Raw genomic sequence first — 25,895 nt, forward strand, 5'->3', positions numbered from 1 at the left:
CACGGCCCCCGGACCCCCGCCCCACCTGACGTGAGCGCGCGTCCGGCCCGGACCCGCCATATGTGAGCGGGCGTCCGGCCCGGACCCGCCATAAGTGAGCCGGCGATCAACGAAAACCCCCGAAACGTGAGCGAGGGTCCGGCGGATCAAACCCCCGCCCACATATGGCCCGGTTTCCACCAACCCCGGCCCACATATCACCCGGTTTCCACCAACCCCGGCTCACATATCACCCCCTTTCCACAAACGCCGGCTCACATATGGCCCGTTTTCCACAACCCCGGCTCACATCAGTCCGGCCCGGAACCCCCTGGATATGTGAGCGCGCGTCCGGCCCGGGACCGCTATATGTGAGCGAGCGTTGTTGTAGGGATTGGGTAGACTTGACGGCTTCTAAGAACTGACACGCCGGCCGTGGGCTTGGATTCCCGGAGGGCCGAAGGGTGTTTGCCGAGGCATCAGGTTGTGATGATTCCCACGGGAAGCTGAATACGCGGCCTTCGAATGCGTCCGCCGATGGCTGTTCACCTAGAATTGCATAAGAGATACGAGCCGGATCCCGGCGGCGTGAGAACAAAATACGGATAAGAGCGGCTGCGCATGCGCCAGTGGTCAGCTCACAACAGGAGGAATCCATCATGGCTGAGCACAACGGCGGCAATCGCGGCAACTTCGGCGGTGGCCGTGGCGAGCGCGGCCCGTTCCGCGCCAACAACAATTCCGGGGGCGACCCCCGAGGGTTCCGTTCCAGGGACAACCGTGACGGCGCCGCCGGCGGCGACCGGGATCGGAAGCCGGTCGGCGATGGTGAGCGCCGTAGCTTTGGTGATCGTCCTCGTCGTGATGGGGATGCGCGTCCGAGTTTCGGTGACCGGGATCGTAAGCCGTTTGGTGATCGCCCGAGCCGCGACGGTGATCGGGATCGTAAGCCTTTCGGTGATCGCGATCGTAAGCCCTTTGGTGATCGTCCTCGTCGTGATGGGGATGCGCGTCCGAGTTTCGGTGACCGGGATCGTAAGCCGTTTGGTGATCGCCCGAGCCGCGACGGCGACCGTGACCGTAAGCCCTTTGGTGATCGTCCTCGTCGTGATGGGGATGCGCGTCCGAGTTTCGGTGATCGTGACCGGAAGCCGTTTGGTGATCGCCCGAGCCGCGACGGCGACCGTGATCGTAAGCCGTTTGGTGATCGTCCTCGTCGTGATGGGGATGCGCGCCCGACTTTCGGTGATCGTGATCGTAAGCCGTTTGGTGATCGTCCTCGTCGTGATGGGGATGCGCGCCCGAGTTTCGGTGATCGTGATCGTAAGCCGTTTGGTGATCGTCCTCGTCGTGATGGGGATGCGCGCCCGAGTTTCGGTGATCGTGACCGGAAGCCTTTCGGTGATCGTGACCGGAGGCCTTTCGGTGACCGTCCACGCCGCGATGGCGACGGAGAGCGTCGTAGCTTCGGCGACCGGCCGGAGCGCGGTCCCCGCAAGTTTGATGGCCCACGTACCGAGGGACGCGGCTTCGGCGGCGGATCCTGGGAAGAACGTCCCGCGCGGGTTCCGAACGCGGCGGATCTGCGCAGCGCCAACCGCCCGGACCGCGAGCGTTCCCCCGAGATCGACGACGACGTCACGGGCCAGGAACTCGACCGGGTCACGAAGCACCAGATCAAGACCCTTGAAGGCATGAATGCCGATTGGGTCGCCAAGCACCTGGTGATGGCCGGCCGCCTCATCGATATCGACCCTGAGCTGTCCTTCCAGCACGCCCTGGCCGCGAGCCGTCGCGGCGGGCGTTTGGCAGCCGTCCGTGAAGCCGTGGGCCTGACCGCCTATGCCGCCGGCCACTATGGCGAGGCTCTTCGCGAATTCCGCACCTACCGGCGGATCAGCGGCTCCAACGTCCATTTGCCCCTCATGGCCGACTGCGAACGCGGCCTGGGGCGGCCGGACCGTGCGCTCGACGTCGTCCGTTCACCCGAGGCCCAGGATCTCGACGCTCCCGGCAAGGTTGAGCTCGCCATTGTGGCTTCCGGCGCCCGGAGCGATCTTGGCCAGTTGGACGCTGCCGTGGCCGAACTGGAGATCATCCAGCTCGACATCAACCGCGCCTTCTCCTACAGCCCGCGCTTGTTCCGTGCCTATGCCGACGCCCTGACGGCAGTGGGTCGCACGGAAGAAGCCGGCAAGTGGCAGCGCCAGGCAGTCGTGGCCGAAAACGCCCTCGGCGTTGGAGACTTCGAGGACCCGGACATCATCGACCTCGGCGAAGACGACGAAGACGAAGCACGCAAACCTCGTTTCCGGAACCTCGAAGGGACCCCCGAGCGAGCCGAGGAGCGCCAGTCCGCGGAGGCGCCGGCACGCGCAGAGACAGTTATCGCCCCTGAAGCCCCCGAACAGGACGAAGTGGAACTCGACGACGCCGAGTCTGACTACTTTGACTCCGACGACGCCGAGTCGGACCGCGATTCCGTGGAGGAAGACGACGACGCTGAAGAAGACGGAGAAGAGGCTTCCCACGCCGGCGAAGAGTCCGGGAATGACTGAAGCCTCACTGGTTTCGCGTTTTGACGCCGTTCTGTCCGATCTGGACGGAGTAGTTTACGCAGGTCCGCACGCCATCCCGGGCGCAGTGGAAGCCCTGCAGCGGCTTGAGTCCGTCGGGGTGCGGCTGGGTTATGTCACCAACAACGCCTCGCGTACCCCGGCACAGGTTGCAGCCCATCTTCGTGAACTTGGCGCGCCTGCCGAAGATAACCAAGTGGTCAGTTCTTCGCAGGCTGCCGGGGATCTTCTGGCCGAACTCCTCGCTCCGGGTTCGCGTGTCATGATCACGGGAAGCGCGGCCTTGGCCCACGAGATCGAACTCGTGGGCCTCACCCCCGTCCACAGCGCCAAAGAGAAGCCTGTGGCTGTGGTCCAGGGCTTCAACCCGGAAATCGCATGGAAGGACCTGGCCGAGGCATCCTATGTTGTTGCCGCAGGAGCCCTCTGGGTGGCTACCAATACGGACATGTCCATACCCCAGGCCCGGGGGATTGCCCCGGGAAACGGCACCCTCGTGGCTGCCGTGGCGTCTGCCACGGGCAAGCAACCGCGGGTCGCCGGCAAGCCGGAGGCCCCGCTCTTCCATTCGGCCGCCCGGAGGCTGAAGTCCGAGCGGCCGATCGTTGTGGGAGACCGCTTGGACACTGACATCCTTGGCGGTAACCGTGCGGGCTTCGCGACGGCGGCCGTCCTCACGGGCGTCGACACGCCCGAGTCCATCCTTGCTGCGCGCAGCTCTGAACGCCCGGGATACTTGCTGGCTGACCTCACGGAACTGTACGAGCCGTACCCCGAGATCGTCGAGGAGGACAGCACGTTCCGCTGCGGAAAGGCAACTGCCGAAGTCCAGGATGGCCTGATCAAGGTCTCCGGGTCCGAGAAGGACCTGGACGCCTGGCGCGCTGCATGCGCAGCCTGGTGGGCGGCCACCCCCGACGCTGCAGAGGCTACATTGCCGCGGCTCGAATGGCTGGAAAACTAGACTGGTCCAATGAGCGAGTTGAACGATCACCCGGAGAGCGCAGCCGAAATGGGTGCCATCGATCTGGACGGCCTCAAGCCGCAAAGCGTCGAGCCGCACGATGCCCCATGGCCGGACGACACGGTCGCCACAGCTGACGCCGCCGTGGATTCCGCGTTGGGGCGACTGGCCGGGGTCTCCGCTGCGCCGGTGGCCGAACACAGCGGGCTCTATGCCGAGGTCCACGACTTGTTGCTGGCGGCCCTCGACGCCGACGAACGCTGAGCATGGCCAGGCTCGACCAGGAACTCGTCAGCCGTGGATTGGCGAGATCGCGGACCCATGCCGCGAAACTCATTGCGGACGGGAAAGTCAGCTCCGGAGGCAGCGTTCTCGCCAAGGCAGCGCAACAGGTCTCCGAAGAAACGGACATTGACGTTCAGGCCCATGCCGAGGACGTTTACGTCAGCCGCGCCGGACACAAACTTGCCGGAGCGCTGGCGGCGTTCCCTTCCGTCGTTGTCGAGGGGAAGCGGTGCCTCGACGCCGGAGCCTCCACCGGTGGCTTCACCGACGTGCTGCTCCGGCAAGGTGCCGCGCACGTGGTGGCGGTCGACGTCGGGCATGACCAGTTGGTGCCGTCCCTGCGGAACGATCCCCGTGTGGCAGTCCATGAGGGCCTCAACGTCCGCTACATGACGCCCGAGCAGATCGGCGGGCCGGCCGCGCTCACTGTGGCAGACTTGTCCTTCATTTCCCTCACGCTGGTTCTGCACCCGCTCGCGGCGTGCACCGAACCCGGGGGAGACCTGGTGCTCATGGTGAAGCCGCAATTCGAGGTGGGCAAGGAGCGGCTGAGCCGCACCGGCGTGGTCACCTCGGACCATGAACGGCGGCGCGCGGTGGCCCAAGTCGCGCAGGCCGCCGTGGATGCAGGGCTTGAACTCTGCGGCCTTGCACCGAGCCCCTTGCCCGGGCAGGACGGAAATGTGGAGTACTTCCTGTGGATAAGACGCAGGATGCAGGTGGACTTGCCTAAGATCGAAGAGCGGGACGAGGAAGTTGCTGCACTGATGGAACGAATCTGGACCACCCACTAGAAAGCAGAACACCATGAGCAGGCGCGTTATGGTCCTTGCCCACACCGGGCGCGAGGACTCCCTTCGCGCGGCCTGGGATGCCTGCGGGCAGCTCCACTACTCCGGACTGATCCCCGTGATGCAGAAGTCCGAACTGGACGATATCGAACGGTTCTATGGCGTGGTGGACAAGCCGATTGAGATACTCCATGAGGATGTCCGGCTGGAGGACGTCGAACTCGTCATGGTTCTTGGCGGCGACGGCACCATACTGCGCGCGGCCGAGCTGGTCCGCAACGTCGATGTTCCCCTGTTGGGCGTCAACCTCGGGCATGTTGGCTTCCTCGCCGAGAGCGAGCGTGCCGATCTCGCCCAGACTGTGGAGTGGATTGCCAGCCGCGACTATACCGTGGAAGAACGCATGACCATCGACGTCCAGGTGTGGGTCCGGGGCCAGAAGATCTGGCATACCTGGGCCCTCAACGAAGCCGCCATTGAAAAGGCGGACCGGGAGCGCATGATCGAAGTGGTGACCGAAGTGGATGAGCGTCCGCTGACGTCCTTCGGCTGCGATGGAGTGGTGCTGGCTACCCCTACGGGCTCCACGGCCTATGCCTTCTCATCCGGCGGCCCGGTAGTGTGGCCCGAGGTGGAGGCACTAGTGATTGTCCCCATCAGCGCCCACGCCCTCTTCGCCAAGCCCCTCGTGGTTTCGCCGCGGTCCAAGCTGGCCGTGGAGATCCTCACCCGGACGGATGCCCAGGGCGTACTGTGGTGCGATGGCCGCCGTTCCGTGGACCTGCCGCCCGGCGCCCGCATCGAAGTCACCCGGTCCACCCGGCCTGTGCGGCTTGCGCGCACGCACCAGACCCCGTTCTCAGCGCGGCTCGTTCGGAAGTTTGAGCTCCCCATCCACGGCTGGCGGGGTCCGGCGCCCCGTTCGGCCGACATCCACACGGGCCCGACCCCCGTGATCAGGACCTTCAAGCCCAGCCCTTTGCCGACGCCCCACGACGTGCGGACAGGTAGAGCGGCCGATCCCACAAAGGAGATGTAAACCATGATCGAGGAACTCCGGATCCGTGATCTCGGCGTCATCACCGACGCCACCCTGCCGTTGGGGCCAGGCTTGAGCGTCGTCACGGGCGAAACCGGCGCCGGCAAGACCATGGTGGTCACCGCCGTCGGCCTCCTTCTGGGAGCGCGGTCCGACGCCGGTGCGGTACGCTCCGGTGCAAAGTCGGCCTCTGCTGAGGCCACGCTCTTGCTCGATCCGGCGCACAGTGCCGTGGAAAGGGCCGTGGAGGCGGGCGGCGACGCGGAAGAGTACGACGGCGGCACCCAGCTCCTGCTGGCCCGCACCGTGGGTGCGGACGGCCGCAGCCGTGCGTTCGTGGGCGGCAGATCGGCGCCTGTAGGCGTGTTGGCGGAACTTGGCGAGAGCCTGGTGGTGGTGCATGGCCAGTCGGACCAGATCCGGCTCAAGGGTGCCGTGGCGCAGCGGCACGCGCTGGACCGCTTCGCCGGTGCCGATCTCGCCGCGACGCTCACGGAATACCAGGAGCTTTACACCCATTGGAAGTCCAGCCAGGCGGAGCTCGATACCCTCCGCAGCGAGGCGCGGGAAAGGCTGCGCGAGGCGGAATCGCTCGCGGTCGCGCTCAGTGAAATCGACGACGTCGATCCGCAGCCGGGCGAGGATGAATCCCTCAAGGCCGAGGCAGTGAAGCTGGCGAACGTGGAAGAGCTCCGCATTGCCGCCGCGGCAGCGCACGAAGCACTGATTTCGGAGGAATTCGGCGAAACAGCCGACGCGACCACGCTGATCGACTCCGCGAAACGGGCGCTGGACCAGGTTTCCGAGCATGACGAAGCGTTGGCGGGAGCTGCTGCACGGCTCGCCGAGATCGGCTTCCTCATCAACGACATCGCGGGGGAGTTGTCCAGCTACCAGGCCTCCCTGGACTCCGAGGGGCCCGAACGGCTCTCGGAGATCGAGGAACGGCGCGCTGCCCTGGCCAAACTCATCCGGAAGTACGCCCCGAGCATCGACGAGGTCTTGGAATGGGCCGCAGCTTCGAGGACCCGGCTCGACGAACTGCAGGACGACTCGAGCCGGATCGAAGCCCTCGAAGCCGAAGTGACTGCCGCAGAGTCCACGCTGCGGAAGCAAGCCGCGCGCATCTCGAAGTCGCGATCGAAGGCAGCCAAAGAACTTTCCACGCGCGTGAGCGCGGAACTCACCGCCCTCGCGATGGCCGACGCAACCCTGGTGATCGAGGTGGACAGCCAAGGACAGTTGGGCCCCCACGGCGTCGACGACATCTCCTTCCTCCTGCAGCCACACTCGGGTGCCCCTGCCCGCCCCCTTGGCAAGGGGGCGTCCGGTGGCGAGTTGTCACGCGTGATGCTCGCCATCGAAGTGGTCCTCGCGGCCGTGGATCCGGTGCCGACGTTCGTCTTTGACGAGGTGGACGCCGGAGTTGGCGGGCGCGCGGCCGTGGAGATCGGACGCCGGCTTGCCATGCTGGCCCGCCACGTCCAGGTGCTGGTGGTAACCCACTTGCCGCAGGTGGCTGCCTTCGCCGACCAACATATCCGCGTCACCAAGACCTCGGTCAGGGGAAGCGACGGCAAGACCGCCACGGGCTTCACGTCCAGCGACGTGCAGCTCCTCGATGACGAGGAACGCGTGAAAGAGCTTGCCAGGATGCTGGCGGGCCAGGAAGACTCGGAGTCCGCGCGGGCGCATGCCCAGGAATTGCTGGACGACGCGAAGCTTCTCCCGCAGCAGGCGTAGCTACCCGGCTGCGGCCTGGGACATCGGTCACATGCGCGCTTTCGCCGGACAGGGAGGCTCCTTCTGCGGTACCTGAGGCCAAGCAGCTGATTCCCGGGCGGCTGAGCTGTTTTGCCGTTCCGGGTGGGCTTTACTCTTGATCCTTGCCCGATGGCAGGGGACTATTGAGCATTTGGGAAAACGGCTAGCGGATCCTTTGGAGGCGCAATTGATGATAGGCTCGAATTCCGTGGTGCAGCGATCAAATTCCCGTGTAAATTCCCGGTTTCCGGGCTCGTCCAAGACGACCAAACACATCTTTGTCACTGGCGGTGTGGCGTCCTCGCTCGGTAAGGGACTGACGGCTTCGAGCCTCGGCCACCTGCTGCGGGCACGCGGTTTGTCTGTAACTATGCAGAAGCTCGATCCCTATCTCAACGTGGATCCGGGCACGATGAACCCCTTCCAGCACGGCGAAGTCTTCGTCACTGACGACGGCGCCGAAACCGACCTCGACATCGGACACTACGAGCGCTTCCTCGATGAGAACCTCGAGGGTTCGGCCAACGTCACAACCGGCCAGATCTACTCGACGGTTATCGCCAAGGAAAGGCGTGGTGAGTACCTCGGCGACACCGTCCAGGTCATCCCGCACATCACGGATGAGATCAAGCGCCGCATGCGCCTCCCCGCTGAGGGCAAGAACGCTCCTGACGTCATCATCACCGAAATCGGCGGCACCGTTGGCGACATCGAGTCGCAGCCTTTCCTCGAGTCCGCACGCCAGGTCCGCCAGGACATCGGCCGGAACAACGTCTTTTTCCTGCACGTCTCGTTGGTGCCCTACATCGGCCCCTCGCAGGAACTGAAGACCAAACCAACACAGCACTCTGTTGCCGCGCTGCGTTCGCTCGGCATCCAGCCGGAAGCGATCGTCATCCGCTCGGACCGCGAAGTGCCCGACGCCATGCGCGAGAAGATCGGCCGCATGTGCGACGTCGATATTGACGCAGTGATCAACGCCGCCGATGCTCCCAGCATCTACGACATCCCGAAGACGCTGCACTCCCAAGGCCTTGACTCCTACGTCGTCCGAGCCCTGGACCTCCCGTTCAAGGACGTCGACTGGACCAGCTGGGACAAGCTCCTCGAAGCTGTCCACAACCCCAAGCACAACGTTGAAATTGCGCTGGTGGGCAAGTACATCGACCTCCCGGACGCTTACTTGTCCGTGACCGAGGCCTTGCGTGCCGGTGGTTTTGCGAACGAAACCAAGGTCAAGATCCGGTGGGTCCCGTCCGACGAGTGTGAAACCCTCGAAGGCGCCACGAAGTCCTTGGCAGGCGTCGACGCTATTTGTGTTCCCGGCGGCTTCGGCATCCGTGGCCTGGAGGGCAAGCTCGGCGCGCTCAAGTTTGCCCGCGAGACGAAGCTTCCCGTGCTGGGCCTGTGCCTCGGCCTTCAGTGCATGGTCATCGAGTACGCCCGCAATGTGGTCGGCCTCGAGGGGGCGTCCTCCAGCGAGTTCGAACCCGACTCCAAGTACCCGGTCATCGCCACGATGGAAGAACAACTGGACATCGTGGACGGAAAGGGCGACCTTGGCGGCACGATGCGCCTGGGCCTCTACGAAGCCACGTTGGATGAAGGCTCCGTGGTCGCAGAGACCTACGGTGCCACGACGGTCAGCGAGCGTCACCGCCACCGCTACGAGGTCAACAACAAGTACCGCGAGCAGATTGCGGCCGAGGGGCTCGTGTTTTCCGGAACGTCCCCCGACGGCAAGCTGGTCGAGTTCGTGGAACTGCCGCGCGAAGTACACCCGTACTACGTGGCAACGCAGGCCCACCCCGAGCTCAGCTCCCGCCCCACGCGCCCCCACCCGCTGTTTGCCGGCCTCGTGAAGGCTGCGCTGGAGCGTCAGGCGGGCGTGGACGCCGGAGCAAAGTCGGCCCGCAAGGTAGCTGCAAAGTAATCGCTCACACAAACGAAGGACGGCGCGATGCCCGGTTTTCCTGAAACCCCCAGCACTTTTCGGAAGGTTTCGGACATGCCGAGCCCGCGCCGTCTTTTGTCGTCCAGCAAGGTCTATAAAGGCCGGATCTGGGACGTCGTCAGTGACGCGTTCGAACTGGGCGAAGACACCGGCACTTTGATCCGCGACTACATCGACCACCCCGGTGCTGTTGCGGTGCTGCCGATGAATGTCGACGGCGAAATCCTGTTGCTCAAGCAATACCGCCATCCCGTGGGCATGGACCTGTGGGAGATTCCCGCCGGGCTTCTTGACGTGGCCGGCGAAGACTTCGTCGTCGGTGCAGCCCGGGAGCTCGCGGAAGAGGCCGATCTTACTGCGGCCACGTGGAATGTCCTCGCGGACTTCTTCAACTCGCCCGGCTCCTCGAGCGAGGCGATTCGCATCTATTTGGCACGCGGTTTGGGAAGCGTTCCCGAGGCGGAACGGCACGTCCGCACGGATGAAGAAGCCGAAATCGAGCTCGTGTGGGTGACACTCGACGAAGCCGTTTCAGCGGTGCTCGAAGGCCGGCTGCACAACCCGTCCGCCGTCGTCGGGATCCTCGCGGCCGCCGCCGCGCGCGCGGACGGCTTCAGGAACCTGCGCCCCGCCAATGCTCCCTGGCCCGCCCACCCGAGCCAGCGCTGACCGTGCCCCAGCTCGCGGAGACCCCTGTCCAGACCGCCATTGACCGGGCCGTCACGGATTACCTGCAACACCTCGGCGTGGAACGTGGCCTTGCCAGCAACACCTTGTCCGCTTACCGCCGGGACTTGTCCCGCTATTCGAACTTCCTGGCCGCGTCCGGCGTGGACAAACCGGGCAACATCTCCCGCCACGATGTCACGGCCTTTGTCCAGGCACTGTCCGACGGCTCGGATGGTGGCGCCCCCCTCGGGGTCCGCTCAGCTGCACGCACCGTGGTCGCCGTCCGGGGGCTCCACAAGTTTTGGGCCCTGGAGGGCACGACGACGGCCGATCCGGCGAGCGATGTCCACCCGCCCATGCCCGGCAAGCGGCTGCCGAAGGCCATCAGCGTCGGCGAAGTGACCCGGATCCTCGAGGCTGCGGGCGCCGATACCGCCACCGGATTGCGGGACCGGGCCCTGTTGGAGTTCCTCTATTCCACGGGCGCCCGCATCAGCGAAGCGGTGGGGCTCGACGTCGACGATGTCTCCCTCGAAGCGGAATCCGATGGCCCCGCGATCGTCAGGCTCTTCGGAAAAGGTTCCAAGGAGCGCCTGGTGCCGCTGGGGTCCTATGGTGCCCGCGCCGTCGGGTCCTACGTGGTTCGCGGACGGCCGGCGCTGGCCGCGAAAGGCAAAGGCACTCCGGCGCTCTTCCTGAATGCCCGCGGAGGCCGGATCAGCCGGCAGAGCGCCTGGACCATTCTCAAGACAGCGGCGGAGAAGGCAAACATCACCAAGGATGTCTCGCCGCACACCCTCCGGCATTCGTTCGCCACGCATCTCCTGGAGGGCGGCGCCGATGTCCGGGTGGTGCAGGAGCTCCTGGGCCACGCCTCGGTGACCACCACGCAGGTGTACACCTTGGTCACCGCCGACACTTTGCGCGAAGTGTACGCCGCTGCGCATCCGCGGGCGCTCGGCTGAGCGTCGCCCTGAACCCGATGCGGGGCTGCAGGGTTAGGCTTGGTCAATGACCGCAGCCCACGTCACCCTGTGCTTCCTGCTCCGCGACGGCAACGCTGGACAGGAGGTGCTCCTGGGCCGGAAAAAGACCGGCTTCGGCACCGGAAAGGTCGTGGGTGTCGGCGGACACGTGGAGGCCGGAGAGACGGCGGCCCAAGCCGTATGCCGGGAAGTCCACGAAGAGATCTTCGTCCACCTGGAAGAAGAGGACCTTATCCCCGCGGGCACTGTGGATTTCGTCTTCCCCGCCAAGCCCGAATGGAACATGTTCACCACGGTGTATCTGACCGGGCAATGGACCGGCGAACCCGCCGAAAGCGATGAAATAGCGCCACAGTGGTATCGGGTGGAGGGACTCCCAGTCGAACAGATGTGGGCCGACGCCGAACACTGGCTGCCGGCCATGATTTCCGGCCAACGCATCGCCGTTGAAGTCGTGCTTGCCCATGACAATGAAAGCGTCGCCGAAGTCCACACGGCCGAGTGGCTGGATTCGGGAGCCGCGCGCTGACTTCCTGGCAGAAACCAGAACGACGCCGGGCCGGCCCCCTGAGGTGACCGGCCCGACGTCGTACGTTCAGAAAATTACGGCAGGTGCCGTTCGTCGACGCCGTTGTATTCGCTGAGCGGACGGATCAGGGAGTTCGATCCGAGTTGCTCCATGACGTGTGCGGTCCAGCCGGTGATCCGGCTGGCGACGAACAGCGGGGTGAAGGTCGGGGTGTCGAAGCCCATGAGGTGGTAGGTCGGTCCGGCGGGGTAGTCGAGGTTGGGCTTGATCGCCTTGGCCTCGTCCATGGCCTGCTCGAGGCCGTTGTAGAGCCCAAGGATTTCCGGCCGGCCGTAGTGGGCGATCATCTTGTCCAGTGCGGCCTTCATGGTGGGAACCCTGGAGTCGCCGTGCTTGTAGACGCGGTGCCCGAATCCCATGACCTTCTTCTTCTGCGCAAGGGCGTGTTCCATCCAGGTCTTTGCCCGGCTGGCGGCCTCATCCAGCGATTCCTCGGTGCGGATGCCGATTTCCTCGAAGGTGTGCATGACGGCCTCGTTGGCGCCGCCGTGCAACGGACCCTTGAGGGCGCCGATCGCCGCGGTGACCGCGGAGTGGAGATCCGAGAGCGTGGAGGTGACAACGCGGGCCGTGAAGGTGGACGCGTTGAAGGAGTGCTCGGCGTAAAGGATCATCGAGACGTTGAACGCCTTCACGACCTCGTCCACGGGATCCTCGCCGAAGGTCATCCACAGGAAGTTCGCGGAGAATCCGAGGTCCTCGCGAGGATCCACCACTCCCTGGCCGCGCCGGCGTCGCTGGTCGTAGGCGACCACCGCAGGCATCGCGGCGAACAAGTCGATTGCCTTGGTCATGTTGGCCTCGGGCGTGGAATCCTCGGCCAGGGGGTGCCGTGCTCCCAGCACCGAAGCCGCCGTCCGGCACACATCCATGGGATGGGCAGTCGTCGGCAGAGCATCGATGACCTGCTTCACCACGGGGTCAAGGGCGCGGCCCGCGCGCTCGCGGGCTGTGAACTCTGCGAGCTCCTCCGGCGTGGGCAACTCGCCGTTCCACAGCAGGAAGGCAACTTCTTCGAAGCTGCACTTGGCGGCGAGTTCCTGCACGGGATAGCCGCGGTACAGCAGCGAGTTGGTGTCCGGATTGACTTTGGAGATCGCGGTGTAGTCAACCACGACGCCGGCCAGGCCCTTCTTGATCTCAACAGCTACCATGCTGTTCTCCTTCGTTCATCGGCAAGCACTCCGGAATAGCCGGAGCGCCTGCATCCCTTGGTTGATCCAGTTACCGGCTGAGCCCAGGAACCTGGAAGTTGAAAACGCTCGTGTCGAAGTGGTTGTAAGCCTCGTAGTCCACGAGGTCATAGAGCCGCGCACGGGTGAGCATGTTCTCCACCTGCGCCTCCTGCGTTCCTGTGGCCTTGATCGTTTCCAGCGTACGCTCTGCAGCCCCCATGGCAATGCGGAGCAGGGTGACCGGGTAGATCACCATGTTCACGCCCACGCCTTGGAGCTGTTCCACGGTGAAGAGCTCGCTCTTGCCGAACTCGGTCATGTTGGCCAGGATCGGCACGTCCACTGCATCACGGATGGCTTGGAACTCGCTGAGATCCTTCATGGCTTCGGGGAAGATCGCGTCGGCGCCGGCGTCGACGAGCGCCCGGGCGCGTTCCTGGGCTGCCTCGATCCCGTCGACGGCGCGGATATCGGTCCGGGCCATGATGAGGAAGTTCGCATCGCGCCTGGCGTCGGCTGCCGCACGGATGCGCTTGGCGGCGGTGTCGACGTCGACGACGTTCTTGCCGTCAAGGTGCCCGCAGCGCTTCGGGTTGAACTGGTCCTCGATGTGGCAACCGGCCAGTCCGGCGTTCTCAAGCTCCTGGATGGTGCGGGCCACGTTCATCGGTTCGCCGAATCCGGTGTCCGCGTCCACCAGGCACGGGAGATCGGTCATGCGGGCGATCTGCCCTGCACGGGTGGCGACCTCGGTAAGTGTCGTGAGTCCGATGTCCGGCAGGCCGAGGTCGTTGGCGAGGACGGCACCGGAGATGTAGACGCCGGGGAAGCCCTTCTCCTCGATCAGCCGTGCCGAGAGCGGGTTGAACGCGCCTGGGAACTGGTGGACGGTCCCTGAGTTCAGCAGCTCCCGCAGGGCGAGCCGCTTCTGCTCAGGCGTGGTCTTGGAGTACAACATCTAGAACAACCCCTTCGGTGCGGCAGCGAGGTCGATGACGCCGGGAGCAGCGGTGATGTTCAGCTGGTCCAGCTCGCCCGGGCCGAGCTCAGGGAGGCGCTCGACGGCGGTGAGGAACCTTTCGATCTCGGCCTCCTCGACCAAACCGGCAGCAAGGGTGCGGAACTTGTTCACGTACTGTTCGCGGGCGAACGGCCGGGCGCCGAGCGGGTGGGCGTCGGCCACGGCGATCGATTCGGTGATGACGGTGCCGTCGTTGAGGGTGATTTCGACGGTGCCGCCGAAGGCCTTCTCCGCGATGTCCAGGGAGTGGTAGCGGCGGGTCCATTCCGGGTCCTCGACGGTGGTGACCTTGTGCCAGAGTTCCACGGTGTCCGCCCGTCCTGCGCGTTCCGGGCTGTAGGAGTCGACGTGGTGCCAGGAACCGTCCTGCAGGGCGACGGTGAAGATGTACGGGATGGAGTGGTCCAGCGTCTCGCGTGAAGCGGTGGGCGAGTACTTCTGGGGGTCGTTGGCGCCGGAGCCGATCACGTAGTGGGTGTGGTGGCTCGTCTTGATCAGGACGGACTTCACGTTGGCCGGGTCCGTGGCCTCCGGGTGCTCCTTGTTCAGCTTGCGGGCGAGGTCGATCCAGGCCTGGGCCTGGTATTCGGCGGAGTGTTCCTTGGTGTAGGTGTCAAGGATCGCGCGCTTGGCTTCCCCGGCCTCGGGGAGCGGGACCTCGTAGGAGGCATCCGGGCCGTCGAGCATCCAGGCGATGACGCCGTCTTCGCCTTCGTAGATCGGTACGGGGGAGGTCTGGCCGCGCATGGAGCGGTCCACGGCTTCGACGGCCATTTTGCCGGCGAACGCGGGGGCGTGGGCCTTCCAGGTGGAGATTTCGCCCTTGCGGGACTGGCGCGTGGCGGTGGTGGTGTGCAGGGCCTGGCCGACGGACTGGAAGATCGTCTCGACGTCGAGGCCCAGGAGGGTGCCGATACCGGCGGCGGCGGACGGGCCGAGGTGCGCTACGTGGTCGATCTTGTGTTTGTGCAGGCAGATGGCCTTGACCAGGTTCACCTGGATTTCGTAGCCCGTGGCGATGCCGCGGATCAGGTCCTTGCCGCCCGCGCCGACGTGCTGCGCCACGGCGAGGATCGGGGGAATGTTGTCGCCGGGGTGGGAGTAGTCCGCGGCCAGGAACGTGTCGTGGTAGTCGAGTTCGCGCACGGCGACGCCGTTGGCCCAGGCGGCCCACTCGGGGGAGACCTTGTCGCTGATGCCGAAGACGGACGAGCCCTTGCCGTTGGTGGTCGGCGCGTGGGTCAAAGCCTGAGCCCGGGCGGCGACGATCGGGGCACGGTTCAAGGATGCGATGGCGACGGAGGCGTTGTCGATGATCCGGTTGATGATCATGTCGGTGACCTCGGGAGTCACCTCGACGGGGTCGGCGGCGACGGTGGCGATCTTGTGCGCCAGTTGCTCCTCGCGGGCGAGGTTTTCTTCGCTCTTATAGACGCGGACGTGGTTGTTCTTCACCATGGTGCTCCTTAGTGAGGTGTGTGGGTGGCTTTGACGTGGGAGAGACTGCGGTGCAGATGAAGGGTGGTGGCGGCTTCGGCGAGCCGGGGGTTGCCTGCCGCGATGGCTTCGGCGATCGCGGCATGCTCAGCCGCGGCGGCATGGAGGCGTTCGGCGTCGTCGGCCGCGAGGCGGCGGACCCGCACGAGGTGGACGCGCAAGCTGCGCATGGCCTGGGCGAGGTAGGAATTGGAGATGGCTTCGTCGATCGCGTCGTCGAGCCGTCCCACCAGGGCGTAGTAGTCGTGCCGTGCAGGATCGCTGTCGTTGAGCATCTCGGGCGCCCGGAGGAGCTCGGCGTGCAGCTGCTCGAACACCGCATGTTCGCCTCGCTTCGCGGCGAGGGCTGCGGCTTTGCCTTCCAGGGTTTCGCGCAGCTCGAACAGTTCGTCGATGTCGTCCAGCGAGATGTCGGTGACGACGACGCCGCGGCCGCCTGCCGCCGTCGTCAGCCCTTCCGCGCTGAGCCGGCTCAGCGCCTCCCGGACCGGTGTGCGGGACACGCCCAAACGTTCGGATTGTTCCACTTCCGCGAGGACCGTTCCGGGTGCCAGACGCCACTCAATGATGTCTTCGCGCAGGGCCGCATAGGCTTTGTCGCTGGCACGCATGGACCCTCCTTCGCTGGGTGGACGTCCTCAGTGTATACACAAATGGCCATCAAGCCTAGCTTTTCTTGAGAATGCCCGGCCAATGACCCACCTATGTATACACCCAGATGAATTGTGGGCTAACCCCGGTTCCAGCGGTACTCGTTCTCCGGCCGCCCCGGAGTGCCGTATCGAGCATTCCGGGTGACCATTCCGGCGTCGGCCAGGTACTCGAGATAGCGGCGTACGGTGACCCGGGACATCCCCAGGGCGACGGTTGCCTCGCTCGCGGACACCGGCCGGCCAAGGCTGGCCAGGAGGTCTTTGACGGACTCCAGGCTATGGGCGGAGAGGCCCTTGGGCAGCGGGACTTCGGAGGGGGCGCGGAGACTCGCGAACGCCTGGTCCACATCGCTTTGGGACGCACCGCTCGCCCGCGCGCCCGACGCCGGTGCGGCGAGTTGCTCACGGAAGGCGCGGTAGCTGGCGAGCTTGTCCGCGAATGTCGCGAACGTGAAGGGCTTGATGAGGTACTGCACCACGCCGATCGACACCGCACTGCGGACAATGTTCACTTCCCTGACGGCGGTGATGGCGATGATGTCCGCAAGCAGTCCCGAAGCACGCATCCGGCGGGCAACGTCCAGTCCGTGAAGATCCGGCAGGTTCATGTCCAGCAGGACGAGGTCCACCGGTTGCCCGGCAACAGCGAACTCGTTGAGCAGCCGCAGGGCCGATTGTCCGTCAGGGGCCGTTCCCGCAACGGTGAAGCCGTCGATTCGGCCGACGTAGACGCCATGGGCATCGGCGGCGATGGGTTCGTCCTCGACAACGAGGACGCGGATCTCGGTCATTCGGTTTCTTTCCTGGAGTCCGGCGCGGGGAGCGCTACGCGGAAGAACGCACCGCCCAAGGCGCTCGTGGAGTCGCTGATGGACAGCGTACCGCCCAGCCGCTGTACCGCTTGCCGCACCAAGGCCAGTCCCACGCCGCGCGACGGGGCTCCGGGTTGCCCGGTTTGTCCGATGCCGGCCGCCTTGGTGCTGTATCCGTAGTGCCAGACGTCGTCCACGATGGCGGGATCGATCCCGTGCCCGGAATCGACCACCGTGAACGTGGTTCCTTCGGGGCCCGATTCGATGCCCAGTTCCACTTTGCGGGGCGGGGGAGCGGCAGCCGCGGCGTCGAGCGCGTTGTCGAGCAGGTTGCCCAGGATCGTCACGAGGTCCTGGACAGCCAGGCCCTGGAGTCCGTCCCCGCCCGTCACCGTGACCGTGAGCTCCGCCCCGCGTTCGTGCGCCTCGGCGGACTTCCCCATGATGAGCGCACTCAAGACAGGTTCGTCCACCGATGCCACGAGGTGGTCGGTCAGTTGTTGGCTCAGTTCAAGGTCCATGGTGGCAAAGTCCAGGGCGTCGGTGGTCCGCCCGAGTTCCATGAGGGACACGATGGTGTGCAGCCGGTTGGCATGTTCGTGTGTCTGGGCCCGCAAGGCGTCGGACAGGGTCTTCATGGTTTCGAGTTCACTGCCCAAGGACTCGATTTCCGTCCTGTCCCGGAGCGTGGCCACGGTCCCGAACACGGCAGGTCGTTGCCGGCCCCTCATTCCCGGGGGTCCCACGGCGGGCGCCTGGTTCACCACCAGGATCCTGGACCCTGTCAGGTGGATTTCGTCGTGCGCCGTCCGGCCGGACTCGAAGAGCCCGTGGAGGCTGGGCTCGAGGGGCAGGTCCGCAAGGCGCGGTGCGGCTCCCGCGGCGGGATCGACGTCGGACCGCTCCAGTCCCAGCAGCTCCGCGGCTTGGTCGTTGTACATGACCACGCGGCCTTCCGTGTCGATCAGCACCACGCCTTCGCGGACAGAATGCAGGACCGACTCGTAGTAAGCGAACAACTGCGCCAATTGCTCCGGTCCCCACCCCCGGGTGACCGAACGCAGGTAGCGGCCCAACAACCAGGAGGCCAGCGAGCCTCCGGCGAGCATGGCCAGGGAGAAGGCGATGATCGTCGTGAGCCGGGCTGAGACCGCGACGTCCACCGTCCGCACCGTGACACCCGCGGCGACCAGTGCCCGTACCTTCCCGGAGGAATCCTCCACGGGAACGATGGTGCGGACGGACGGGCCGAGAGTACCGGCGGTGACCTCGGTGAAGGTCTGGCCGTGGAGGGCCGGATCGATGGTGCCGATGTAGGGTTTGCCGATTTCGTCGGGGTTCGCATGGGTCCAGCGCGTCCGGTCCGGGGCCATGATGGTGATGAAGTCGGTATGGGCGTTGGCCATGACCACTTGGGCGTAGGGCTGCAGGGCGGCGGACGGGTTTGGTGTGCCGGCGGCCTGAAGGACGAGGGGGTTGGCTGCGATCGCCGCGGCCACAGCCTGCATGCGCTGGCCGGCGTCGTTGTAGGCCCGGTCCCGGGCGTCCACGAAGGCCACCGTTCCCACGATCGCGGTGAGCGCCAGAATGAACAGCAGATTTGCCACAAAGAGTCTCCGGGCAATGCTCCAGCGTCGGATCACGTGCTCCTTTCCACGGGCCATCCTGTGACCAATATGAACGCAACAGTGATGCATGTCACGCCGCGCCTAATGATGGGTATCACAGCAGAGCGACGCAGGGACATTTTGCAGGGACCACGGCGCTTTCCAGAGTATCTATAAGGAGTAAAGCCATGACCTCTCAAAGAGGAGAGATTGCACCCGCGAAGGCCGGGCGCAAGGGGCTGGACAAGTCGCATTACCTCTACATCGCCGTGATCGCCGCAGTTGTGCTGGGCGCCGTCGTCGGCCTGCTTTTCCCCGAAGTGGGCAAATCACTCAAGCCTTTGGGTGACGGATTCATCAAGCTCATCAAGATGATGATCGCCCCCGTCATCTTCTGCACCATCGTCCTGGGCATCGGGTCGATCGCCAAGGCTGCCACGGTCGGCAAGGTCGGCGGCCTCGCACTCATCTACTTCCTGGTGATGTCCACGTTCGCGCTCGCCATTGGTTTGGTCGTCGGCAACATCATCCACCCGGGCGAGGGGCTGAAGCTGATCCCGTACAACCCGAACGCGCCTGCTTCTTCGAACAGCACCGCCGACTTCCTGCTGGGGATCATCCCCGGAGACATCCCCGTGCTGCCGACGCTCCTGGTTGCCATCCTGGTGGGCTTCGCGCTGCAGCGCATGGGTTCGCAGGGCCAGCCGGTGCTCAAGGCCATCCAGCATGGGCAGGCGCTCGTCTTCCGCATCCTCATCATGATCATGTGGCTGGCGCCCGTCGGCGCCTTCGGTGCGATCGCCGCGGTGGTCGGCGCCACCGGAGTGAAAGCCATCTTCGGCATGCTCACCCTGATGGTCGCTTTCTACATCACCTGCGCGCTCTTCATCGTGGTGATACTCGGCAGCTTGCTGCGGGTCGTTGCCGGCGTCAGCATTTTCCAGCTGATGAAGTACCTGGCCCGCGAATACCTGCTCATCTTCTCCACCTCATCCTCCGAAGCGGCGCTGCCCAGGCTTATCGCCAAGATGGAGCACCTCGGCGTCTCCAAGCCGGTTGTCGGTGTCACGGTGCCTACCGGCTACTCCTTCAACCTGGATGGAACCGCCATCTACCTCACCATGGCTTCGCTGTTCGTCGCCAACGCCATGGGTATTCCGCTGGACCTGGGCGCCCAGGTATCGCTTCTGGTGTTCATGATCATTGCGTCCAAGGGGGCGGCCGGCGTTTCCGGTGCCGGCCTGGCCACCCTCGCTGCAGGCCTGCAGGCACACCGGCCCGAACTGCTGGGCGGTGTAGGCATGATCGTCGGGATCGACCGCTTCATGTCTGAAGCCCGCGCCCTGACCAACTTCACGGGCAACGCGGTGGCCACCGTGCTGATTGGTACCTGGGTCAAGGAAATCGACCGCACGCAGGTCACCAACGTCCTGTCCGGTGCGACTCCTTTCGACGAGCTGACCATGATCAGCCACCATGCCGAACCCGAGGTGAAAGAGGCCGTGGCCGCTTAGTCCGGCATACTGTTTGGAGTGTCGATGCAGGCAAGGCAGGAACCCGTCCGGGGACCTGCCTTGCCTGCGTTTTGCGGGCACGTTTTGGTGCACGCGGACCCAACCTTCTACCTCAGCTAGAAGGTAAAGGCTCAAACTGCGGGCAATGTCAAGTTCCGCAGAATGCCGTGTCGGGCGCTGTAGCCTAGGTGGGGAGCAGTGCTGGTGCTGGAGACAGCCGCAGGAAATGACCGTCGTGGAGAGAGTGGATAGATACGTGAGCAGCGAACGGGGAACGACTACGCTGGAGGGCACGGATTTCGATCTGGAAGACGCCGTCATGGGGCCCACGGGCCGCCCGCACCGCGACTTCCCCGAGCCCGCGCCATTGGCCTCCCACGGCCCGGCCCGCGTCATCGCCATGGTCAACCAGAAGGGTGGCGTGGGCAAGACCACGTCAACCATCAACCTCGCCGCTGCGCTCGCAGAATTCGGCCGGCGCGTGCTGCTCGTTGACTTCGACCCGCAGGGAGCTCTTTCCGCGGGCCTGGGCGCGAACCCGCACGAGCTCGACCTCACGGTCTACAACGTCCTGATGGACCGCAAAGTGGACATCCGCGATGCCATCCAGAAGACCGGCGTCGAAGGCATCGACCTCCTGCCGGCGAACATCGACCTCTCCGCCGCCGAAGTCCAGCTGGTCAACGAAGTAGCGCGCGAGCAAGTGCTGGACCGCGCGCTCAAGAGCGTGGAGGACGACTACGACGTCGTGCTCATCGACTGCCAGCCGTCCCTCGGCCTCCTCACGGTCAACGCCTTGACGGCTGCGCACGGCGTCATCATCCCGCTGATCTGCGAATTCTTCGCCCTCCGCGCGGTGGCACTGCTCGTCGAAACCATCGAAAAAGTGCAGGACCGGTTGAACCCGCGCCTGCAGGTGGACGGCGTGCTCGCCACGATGTACGACGCGCGCACCCTGCACAGCCGCGAAGTCATTTCCAGGCTCGTGGAGGCGTTCGGGGACAAGGTCTTCGAGACCGTCATCAAGCGTTCCATCAAGTTCGCCGACGCCACGGTCGCCGCGGAGCCCATCACCAGCTACGCCGGAAACCACATCGGTGCCGACGCCTACCGCCGCCTGGCCAAGGAACTGATTTCGCGCGGCGGCGCACCCTAGCCAGCGTGGCAGAGCCACTCACCCCTGAAACCGCGACCGTCCTGGCGGACGACGCGCCGCCGTCGAACCCACCTGAAAGCAACGCGGACGACGCCGGAGCCCGGCCTTCCGGACGGAAGGCCGGCTTCGAAGTCAGGCTGGCAAACTTCACCGGCCCCTTCGATCTCCTGCTCGGCCTGATCTCCAAGCACAAGCTGGATATCACGGAAGTTGCGCTGGCGACCGTCACGGATGAGTTCATCAAGTACATCCGGCGCCTGCAGGAACTGGGGGAGGACTGGGCCCTGGACGAGGCCAGCGAATTCCTGGTCATCGCCGCAACGCTCCTGGACCTCAAAGCCGCGAGGCTCCTGCCGGCCGGGGAGGTCGAAGATGCCGAGGACATTGCCTTGCTGGAGGCCCGGGATCTCCTCTTCGCCAGGCTGTTGCAGTACAAGGCCTTCAAACAGGTGTCCGCGATCATGTCCGGCACCCTTGAATCGGAAGCCCGGCGCTTCCCGCGGCAAGTCGCGTTGGAAGGGCATTTCGCGGCAATGCTGCCGGAGCTGATCTGGCGCCATACGCCCGAACAGTTCGCCGCGCTGGCCGCCAAGACGCTGGCACCCAAGGACAACACGCCCGAGGAAGTCGGGCTCGACCACCTTCACGGAACACCCGTCAGTGTCAAGGAACAAGCCGAGATCATCGGGTACCGCCTGCAGCGGGGCCAGCCACAAACATTCAGGGCACTGATCGCCGACGCCGAATCCACGCTCGTCGTCGTCGTCCGGTTCCTGGCGCTCCTCGAGCTGTTCCGCGACCGCGTGGTGGCGTTTGATCAACCGGGTCCGCTCGCCGAACTGACGGTGCGCTGGACAGGGCGCCCCGAAGGGTGGAGCAGCGACAATATGAGCGACGAGTACGAGCAGATCGACCAAGGAGAGGAACCGCTGTGAGCGAGCAGGAAACCGGCGGAGACGGCCTCGCCGAGCTTGAAGCCTTGCCGGGAGGGGCCCGCGCAGCCCTCGAAGCCGTCCTGATGGTGATCGACCAACCGGCCACCGCGGAAGAACTGGCCGCCGGGCTCAACGTGACGGTTGCCGTCGTCGAGGATTTGCTGGAGGGACTGCGGCGGGAGTATAGCGGCTATACTGTTAAAGCCCCGGGCAGGGACGCTGATGACTTGCACACTGATGCAAGTGCCAGCGCTGCACCCCGGGGTTTTGAGTTGCGGAACGTTGCCGGAGGGTGGCGGATCTATTCACGCGCGGATTTTGCCGACGTCGTGGGCAGGTTCGTTCTCGAAGGCCAGACCGCGCGGCTGACGCAGGCAGCCCTTGAAACCATGGCGGTCATCGCGTACCGGCAGCCGGTTTCCAGGGCCAGGGTGTCGGCCATCCGCGGCGTCAATGTCGATTCGGTCGTTCGGACCCTTGTCCAACGCGGGCTGATCGAGGACTCGGGTAACGATCCTGAATCGGGGGCGATCCTTTACCGGACCACCTCGTACTTCCTCGAACGCATGGGCATTGGCTCGGTGGCGGAACTTCCTCAATTGTCCCCCCACCTTCCGGGGCTGGAGGGCATCGAGGAGTTCTTCGACGCCGAACGCATGTAGTCGCGGGAAACCCGGCCGCAGGCAAGCTGAACAACTCAATATTGCAAGGATCTACAAACGCCCGGCTAGTAGCGGGCAGACACACGGGACAGATATTCTCTGTCCGGCTGGCTTACGTTGAGAAAGAACAAGCCGGCCACCATAACAAAAGGACGGGTCATGACACAGGCGGGACGCCAGGGTTCACCACGTAACAGTTCGGGACGAAACAATTCCGGACGCAACGAGTCGCAAGACTCAGGCCGCAACAATGCCGGCCGCAGCAGTGCCGCCCGCGCCGGAGGCAGCGGCTTCGGTGCCGGCCGGGGTGGCGCAAGCCGTGCCGGCGGCGCCTCCGGAGGCAGCAAGCGCAGCTTCTCCCCGGGCGGAGAACGCCCCTTCAAGCCCACGCGTCCGCGTGAAGAGCGCCCCTTCGATCCGGACAACCCCACGTCGGCCGGAGGCTACGGGCGCCGTGAAGACGCCGGCCGCCAAGATCCCAGGCCGGCCAAGGCCCCTCGCAAGCCTGGCTCCAACAAGCCCGGCTTCGGCAAGGCTCCGGGCACGCCCGGCGCATTGAAGCCCAAAGCCAGCAACAAGAAGCAGTACGCTTCCCGCGCCTTCGGCAGTGAGCGCTTCGGCCAGAACCTTGGCCCGATCCGCAAGCCCCGCGGCCGCCGCGGCGAGGTGGCGCAGTCCGAGCAGCACGACGCCGATGGCGTGCGCCTGCAGAAGGTCATGGCCCAGGCGGGCGTGGCTTCCCGCCGCGTCTGCGAGGAAATGATCGAGGAAGGCCGCGTCGAGGTCAACGGCCAGCTCACCACCGAGCTGGGCATGCGCGTGGACCCCGCTACCGCGGTGATCCACGTAGACGGAATCCGCATCCAGCTCGATGACACCATGCTCTACATGGTGTTCAACAAGCCCAAGGGCGTCGTTTCCACGATGGAAGATCCCGAAGGCCGTCCCTGCATCAGCGACTTCCTCAAGTCCGCCAAGAACAAAGGCGAGCGCCTCTTCCACGTCGGCCGCCTCGACGTCGCCACCGAGGGCCTGCTGCTGCTGACCAACGACGGCGAACTCGCCAACCGCTTGACGCACCCTTCCTATGAGGTGCCCAAGACGTACCTTGTCCAGGTCCGTGGTCCGTTCCCGCAGGGCGTCGGCGCGAAGTTGAAGGAGGGCATCGAGCTCGAAGATGGCATCGCGTCCGTCGACTCCTTCAAACTGGTGGACTCCACTCCGGGCCACGTCCTGATCGAGGTCGTGCTGCACTCCGGCAAGAACCGAATTGTCCGCCGTCTGTTCGAAGCCGTCGGTTTCCCCGTGCTCCGTCTCGTGCGCGTCAAGATCGGTCCCATCGGCCTGGGCGACCAGCGCCAGGGGAGCATCCGCAACCTCGGCAAGCAGGAAGTCGGACACCTCCTGGCCTCCGTAGGACTGTAAGGTATGTCGGCATTCCACTCGCACGGCCGGGGCCACCTTGACGGCCCTGTGGTCGTTTTCGGCACCGGCCTGCTCGGAGCCAGCATCGGTCTTGGCCTGCGTGGCCGGGGTGTCTCCGTGTTCCTTTCGGACCCGTCGCCAACCAACCAGGCCGTGGCCGTGGATATCGGTGCGGGCAGGCCTCTGTCCGAGCTTGAGAACCCACCCCAGCTGGTTGTTGTCGCGGCGCCGCCGGATGTGACTGCCGACGTCGTCGAGCGTGCCCTGGGTGAATACCCGGAGGCCGTTGTGGTGGACATAGCCAGCGTCAAGCTGGCAATCCAGTCCGAGCTCCGGGGCCGTGGAGTGGACATGTCCCGTTACGTCGGGACGCACCCGATGGCGGGGCGCGAGAAATCGGGGCCCGTCGCTGCCCGCGGCGAGCTCTTCACGTCCATGCCCTGGGTCCTTTGCCCGTCCGACGAGACCAGCGCCGACGCGCTTCACGCTGCGCGTTCCCTCGCCGGTGACCTGGGGGCAATAGTTTCCCAGTTCACGGCGGAGGAGCACGATGAAGCGGTTGCGCTGGTTTCGCATTTGCCCCAGGTGATGTCTTCGCTTCTGGCCAGCCGCCTGCAGGGGACGCCGCTCCACGCGCTGTCTTTGGCTGGCAACGGGTTGCGGGACACCACGAGGATTGCTGCCAGCGATCCCACCCTATGGGTGCAGATCCTGGGCAACAATGCGGCCAAGATGGTGCATATCCTTCATGGCGTCCGCGAGGACCTCAACCGTCTGATCGGTACCCTGGAGGATCCCACGGCACCCGGCGCCCGGCTGGACCTTGCCCAGCTCATCAGCGAGGGCAACGCGGGGCAGGCCAGGATCCCGGGAAAGCACGGCGGACCCCCGCAGGCATATTCATGGCTTACAGTTCTGGTAGACGACCGGCCCGGGCAGATCGCCAGGCTGTTGACGGAGATCGGTGAGATCGGCGTCAACGTTGAAGATCTCCGCCTGGATCACTCGTCAGGGCAGAACGTTGGCATGGTGGAACTCTCCGTCATGCCGAACAAACATGACCTCCTTGTTGAAGCCTTGACCGACCGTGGATGGCGGGTACTCCAGTAATGACACGTGAACTTTTCGGCCCGGAGACCGTAGTTCGTCCGGGCAAGCCGCTCGTCGTCGCCATCGACGGCCCGTCAGGATCCGGCAAATCCAGCGTGAGCAAGGAAGTGGCCCGGCGCTTGAAGCTCGCCTATCTCGACACGGGTGCCATGTACCGTGCGTTGACCTGGTACTGCCTCAAGACCGGCATCGACCTCAGCGACGGCGCCGCCGTCGAGCAGGCCTCAAAGGACCTGCCGCTGGAACTCAGCACCAGCGCCAACGCCGAATACGTCAGCGTTGCCGGGGTGGACATCACGGAGGAAATCCGTGAGCCGAGGATCTCCTCGTCGGTCAGCGCGGTGGCAACCACTCTGGGTGCCCGCAACGAGTTGATTCGCCGCCAGCGCCAGCTGATCGAACAGCACCACCGCCGCATGGTGGTGGAAGGACGGGACATCACCACCGTCGTCGCGCCCAATGCGGAGGTCCGCATGCTGCTGACCGCCAGCGAGGAAGCGAGGCTGCGGCGACGCGGCCTCCAGTTGGGCGGAACGCAGAGCCACGAGCAGCTGGCCGCCCAAGTGATCCACCGCGATGCCAAGGACTCCACCGTGGTGAACTTCACGCAGGCGGCCGACGGTGTGGTCACCCTGGATTCCTCGGAGCTGGACTTCGAACAAACGGTCGAAACGGCGCTGAGCATTGTGGGCAAGGTCATCTACGGTGACTGAGCCCCGGCTCCCGGCACGC

At 65.2% G+C, this 25,895-nt stretch carries 23 protein-coding genes and 1 pseudogene; 17 read left to right on the plus strand and 7 right to left on the minus strand.

From position 1 onward, the window contains the following. Window positions 1-617: 617 nt before the first annotated feature. Window positions 618-1,652 carry a hypothetical protein gene (locus tag KNN17_RS17695; RefSeq protein ID WP_241710240.1) on the minus strand — a complete coding sequence of 345 codons (1,035 nt, stop codon included), beginning with the start codon at window positions 1,650-1,652 and terminating at the stop codon, window positions 618-620. 21 nt (window positions 1,653-1,673) lie between these two features. On the opposite strand from KNN17_RS17695, the gene KNN17_RS17700 reads away from it, so the two are divergent. The 10 genes from KNN17_RS17700 to KNN17_RS17745 all read left to right on the plus strand — a co-directional run bounded on the left by KNN17_RS17700 (window position 1,674) and on the right by KNN17_RS17745 (window position 11,536). Further along, window positions 1,674-2,537 (plus strand): hypothetical protein, encoded by an 864-nt coding sequence (locus tag KNN17_RS17700; protein ID WP_241710241.1) that lies wholly within the window; start codon window positions 1,674-1,676, stop codon window positions 2,535-2,537. Then, the gene (locus KNN17_RS17705) at window positions 2,530-3,519 is read left to right on the plus strand and encodes an HAD-IIA family hydrolase (protein ID WP_241710242.1); all 990 of its coding nucleotides are present in this window, start codon (window positions 2,530-2,532) and stop codon (window positions 3,517-3,519) included. Before KNN17_RS17700 ends, KNN17_RS17705 begins: the two co-directional genes overlap by 8 nt. 9 nt (window positions 3,520-3,528) lie before the next feature. Then, window positions 3,529-3,783 (plus strand): hypothetical protein, encoded by a 255-nt coding sequence (locus KNN17_RS17710; RefSeq protein WP_241710243.1) that lies wholly within the window; start codon window positions 3,529-3,531, stop codon window positions 3,781-3,783. 2 nt (window positions 3,784-3,785) lie between these two features. Then, entirely contained in the window at window positions 3,786-4,598 is an 813-nt protein-coding gene (locus KNN17_RS17715; RefSeq protein WP_241710244.1) for a TlyA family RNA methyltransferase, read from the plus strand. A 13-nt stretch (window positions 4,599-4,611) separates the two neighbouring features. Further along, window positions 4,612-5,634 carry an NAD kinase gene (locus tag KNN17_RS17720; protein WP_241710245.1) on the plus strand — a complete coding sequence of 341 codons (1,023 nt, stop codon included), beginning with the start codon at window positions 4,612-4,614 and terminating at the stop codon, window positions 5,632-5,634. 3 nt (window positions 5,635-5,637) lie between these two features. Continuing rightward, window positions 5,638-7,377 carry a DNA repair protein RecN gene (gene recN / locus KNN17_RS17725; protein WP_241710246.1) on the plus strand — a complete coding sequence of 580 codons (1,740 nt, stop codon included), beginning with the start codon at window positions 5,638-5,640 and terminating at the stop codon, window positions 7,375-7,377. A 211-nt stretch (window positions 7,378-7,588) separates the two neighbouring features. Next, complete coding sequence (locus KNN17_RS17730; RefSeq protein WP_241710247.1) at window positions 7,589-9,331, plus strand: CTP synthase; 1,743 nt, start codon at window positions 7,589-7,591, stop codon at window positions 9,329-9,331. 27 nt (window positions 9,332-9,358) lie between these two features. Beyond that, complete coding sequence (locus KNN17_RS17735) at window positions 9,359-10,021, plus strand: NUDIX domain-containing protein (protein ID WP_241710248.1); 663 nt, start codon at window positions 9,359-9,361, stop codon at window positions 10,019-10,021. Beyond that, window positions 9,994-10,986: a site-specific tyrosine recombinase XerD gene (xerD, locus tag KNN17_RS17740; protein ID WP_372489698.1), complete on the plus strand. Its 993-nt coding sequence runs from the start codon at window positions 9,994-9,996 to the stop codon at window positions 10,984-10,986. Before KNN17_RS17735 ends, xerD begins: the two co-directional genes overlap by 28 nt. Before the next feature lie 46 nt (window positions 10,987-11,032). After that, complete coding sequence (locus KNN17_RS17745; RefSeq protein WP_241710250.1) at window positions 11,033-11,536, plus strand: 8-oxo-dGTP diphosphatase; 504 nt, start codon at window positions 11,033-11,035, stop codon at window positions 11,534-11,536. A 74-nt stretch (window positions 11,537-11,610) separates the two neighbouring features. Here the strand turns inward: KNN17_RS17745 and KNN17_RS17750 are convergent, their stop codons facing one another. The 6 genes and pseudogenes from KNN17_RS17750 to KNN17_RS17775 form a co-directional block, all read right to left on the minus strand. Further along, on the minus strand, window positions 11,611-12,750 hold the full coding sequence (locus tag KNN17_RS17750; RefSeq protein WP_241710251.1) for a bifunctional 2-methylcitrate synthase/citrate synthase: 1,140 nt from the start codon (window positions 12,748-12,750) through the stop codon (window positions 11,611-11,613). A gap of 70 nt (window positions 12,751-12,820) precedes the next feature. Next, complete coding sequence (gene prpB / locus KNN17_RS17755; RefSeq protein ID WP_241710252.1) at window positions 12,821-13,729, minus strand: methylisocitrate lyase; 909 nt, start codon at window positions 13,727-13,729, stop codon at window positions 12,821-12,823. Further along, window positions 13,730-15,250 (minus strand): MmgE/PrpD family protein, encoded by a 1,521-nt coding sequence (locus KNN17_RS17760; RefSeq protein ID WP_241710253.1) that lies wholly within the window; start codon window positions 15,248-15,250, stop codon window positions 13,730-13,732. Then, window positions 15,219-15,900 (minus strand): annotated as a pseudogene (locus tag KNN17_RS17765) (GntR family transcriptional regulator). The gene KNN17_RS17760 and the pseudogene KNN17_RS17765 overlap by 32 nt, the downstream one beginning before the upstream one ends. 119 nt (window positions 15,901-16,019) lie before the next feature. Continuing rightward, the gene (locus tag KNN17_RS17770; protein WP_078105612.1) at window positions 16,020-16,733 is read right to left on the minus strand and encodes a response regulator; all 714 of its coding nucleotides are present in this window, start codon (window positions 16,731-16,733) and stop codon (window positions 16,020-16,022) included. Further along, on the minus strand, window positions 16,730-18,397 hold the full coding sequence (locus tag KNN17_RS17775; RefSeq protein ID WP_241710255.1) for a sensor histidine kinase: 1,668 nt from the start codon (window positions 18,395-18,397) through the stop codon (window positions 16,730-16,732). Before KNN17_RS17775 ends, KNN17_RS17770 begins: the two co-directional genes overlap by 4 nt. Window positions 18,398-18,549: 152 nt before the next feature. Between KNN17_RS17775 and KNN17_RS17780 the strand changes: the two genes are divergently transcribed. From KNN17_RS17780 to cmk, 7 genes are all read left to right on the plus strand, one after another. Beyond that, window positions 18,550-19,875 (plus strand): cation:dicarboxylate symporter family transporter, encoded by a 1,326-nt coding sequence (locus KNN17_RS17780; protein ID WP_241710256.1) that lies wholly within the window; start codon window positions 18,550-18,552, stop codon window positions 19,873-19,875. Between the two features lie 256 nt (window positions 19,876-20,131). Continuing rightward, complete coding sequence (locus KNN17_RS17785; protein ID WP_078105609.1) at window positions 20,132-21,031, plus strand: ParA family protein; 900 nt, start codon at window positions 20,132-20,134, stop codon at window positions 21,029-21,031. Between the two features lie 5 nt (window positions 21,032-21,036). Beyond that, window positions 21,037-21,966 carry a segregation and condensation protein A gene (locus KNN17_RS17790; protein ID WP_372489696.1) on the plus strand — a complete coding sequence of 310 codons (930 nt, stop codon included), beginning with the start codon at window positions 21,037-21,039 and terminating at the stop codon, window positions 21,964-21,966. Next, a complete protein-coding gene (scpB, locus tag KNN17_RS17795) occupies window positions 21,963-22,628 on the plus strand; it encodes an SMC-Scp complex subunit ScpB (protein WP_241710257.1) in 666 nt (221 codons plus the stop codon). Before KNN17_RS17790 ends, scpB begins: the two co-directional genes overlap by 4 nt. Window positions 22,629-22,787: 159 nt before the next feature. Beyond that, window positions 22,788-24,053 carry a pseudouridine synthase gene (locus tag KNN17_RS17800; protein ID WP_241710258.1) on the plus strand — a complete coding sequence of 422 codons (1,266 nt, stop codon included), beginning with the start codon at window positions 22,788-22,790 and terminating at the stop codon, window positions 24,051-24,053. Between the two features lie 3 nt (window positions 24,054-24,056). Then, complete coding sequence (locus KNN17_RS17805; RefSeq protein WP_241710259.1) at window positions 24,057-25,163, plus strand: prephenate dehydrogenase; 1,107 nt, start codon at window positions 24,057-24,059, stop codon at window positions 25,161-25,163. Beyond that, window positions 25,163-25,876: a (d)CMP kinase gene (gene cmk / locus KNN17_RS17810; protein ID WP_241710260.1), complete on the plus strand. Its 714-nt coding sequence runs from the start codon at window positions 25,163-25,165 to the stop codon at window positions 25,874-25,876. The genes KNN17_RS17805 and cmk overlap by 1 nt, the downstream gene beginning before the upstream one ends. Window positions 25,877-25,895: the final 19 nt, after the last annotated feature.

Source organism: Arthrobacter bambusae, assembly GCF_022606295.1.
GTDB classification, from domain to species: domain Bacteria; phylum Actinomycetota; class Actinomycetes; order Actinomycetales; family Micrococcaceae; genus Arthrobacter; species Arthrobacter bambusae_A.

Bases quoted from the DNA above. Each gene is read 5' to 3' on its own strand.
- KNN17_RS17710 (WP_241710243.1), top strand. From the start codon at position 3,529: ATGAGCGAGTTGAACGATCACCCGGAGAGCGCAGCCGAAATGGGTGCC.
- KNN17_RS17730 (WP_241710247.1), top strand. From the start codon at position 7,589: ATGATAGGCTCGAATTCCGTGGTGCAGCGATCAAATTCCCGTGTAAAT.
- KNN17_RS17800 (WP_241710258.1), top strand. From the start codon at position 22,788: ATGACACAGGCGGGACGCCAGGGTTCACCACGTAACAGTTCGGGACGA.
- KNN17_RS17735 (WP_241710248.1), top strand. From the start codon at position 9,359: ATGCCCGGTTTTCCTGAAACCCCCAGCACTTTTCGGAAGGTTTCGGAC.
- KNN17_RS17700 (WP_241710241.1), top strand. From the start codon at position 1,674: ATGAATGCCGATTGGGTCGCCAAGCACCTGGTGATGGCCGGCCGCCTC.
- KNN17_RS17780 (WP_241710256.1), top strand. From the start codon at position 18,550: ATGACCTCTCAAAGAGGAGAGATTGCACCCGCGAAGGCCGGGCGCAAG.
- KNN17_RS17750 (WP_241710251.1), bottom strand. From the start codon at position 12,750: ATGGTAGCTGTTGAGATCAAGAAGGGCCTGGCCGGCGTCGTGGTTGAC.
- KNN17_RS17705 (WP_241710242.1), top strand. From the start codon at position 2,530: ATGACTGAAGCCTCACTGGTTTCGCGTTTTGACGCCGTTCTGTCCGAT.
- KNN17_RS17770 (WP_078105612.1), bottom strand. From the start codon at position 16,733: ATGACCGAGATCCGCGTCCTCGTTGTCGAGGACGAACCCATCGCCGCC.
- KNN17_RS17720 (WP_241710245.1), top strand. From the start codon at position 4,612: ATGAGCAGGCGCGTTATGGTCCTTGCCCACACCGGGCGCGAGGACTCC.
- KNN17_RS17745 (WP_241710250.1), top strand. From the start codon at position 11,033: ATGACCGCAGCCCACGTCACCCTGTGCTTCCTGCTCCGCGACGGCAAC.
- prpB (WP_241710252.1), bottom strand. From the start codon at position 13,729: ATGTTGTACTCCAAGACCACGCCTGAGCAGAAGCGGCTCGCCCTGCGG.
- KNN17_RS17715 (WP_241710244.1), top strand. From the start codon at position 3,786: ATGGCCAGGCTCGACCAGGAACTCGTCAGCCGTGGATTGGCGAGATCG.
- cmk (WP_241710260.1), top strand. From the start codon at position 25,163: ATGACACGTGAACTTTTCGGCCCGGAGACCGTAGTTCGTCCGGGCAAG.
- KNN17_RS17760 (WP_241710253.1), bottom strand. From the start codon at position 15,250: ATGGTGAAGAACAACCACGTCCGCGTCTATAAGAGCGAAGAAAACCTC.
- recN (WP_241710246.1), top strand. From the start codon at position 5,638: ATGATCGAGGAACTCCGGATCCGTGATCTCGGCGTCATCACCGACGCC.
- KNN17_RS17805 (WP_241710259.1), top strand. From the start codon at position 24,057: ATGTCGGCATTCCACTCGCACGGCCGGGGCCACCTTGACGGCCCTGTG.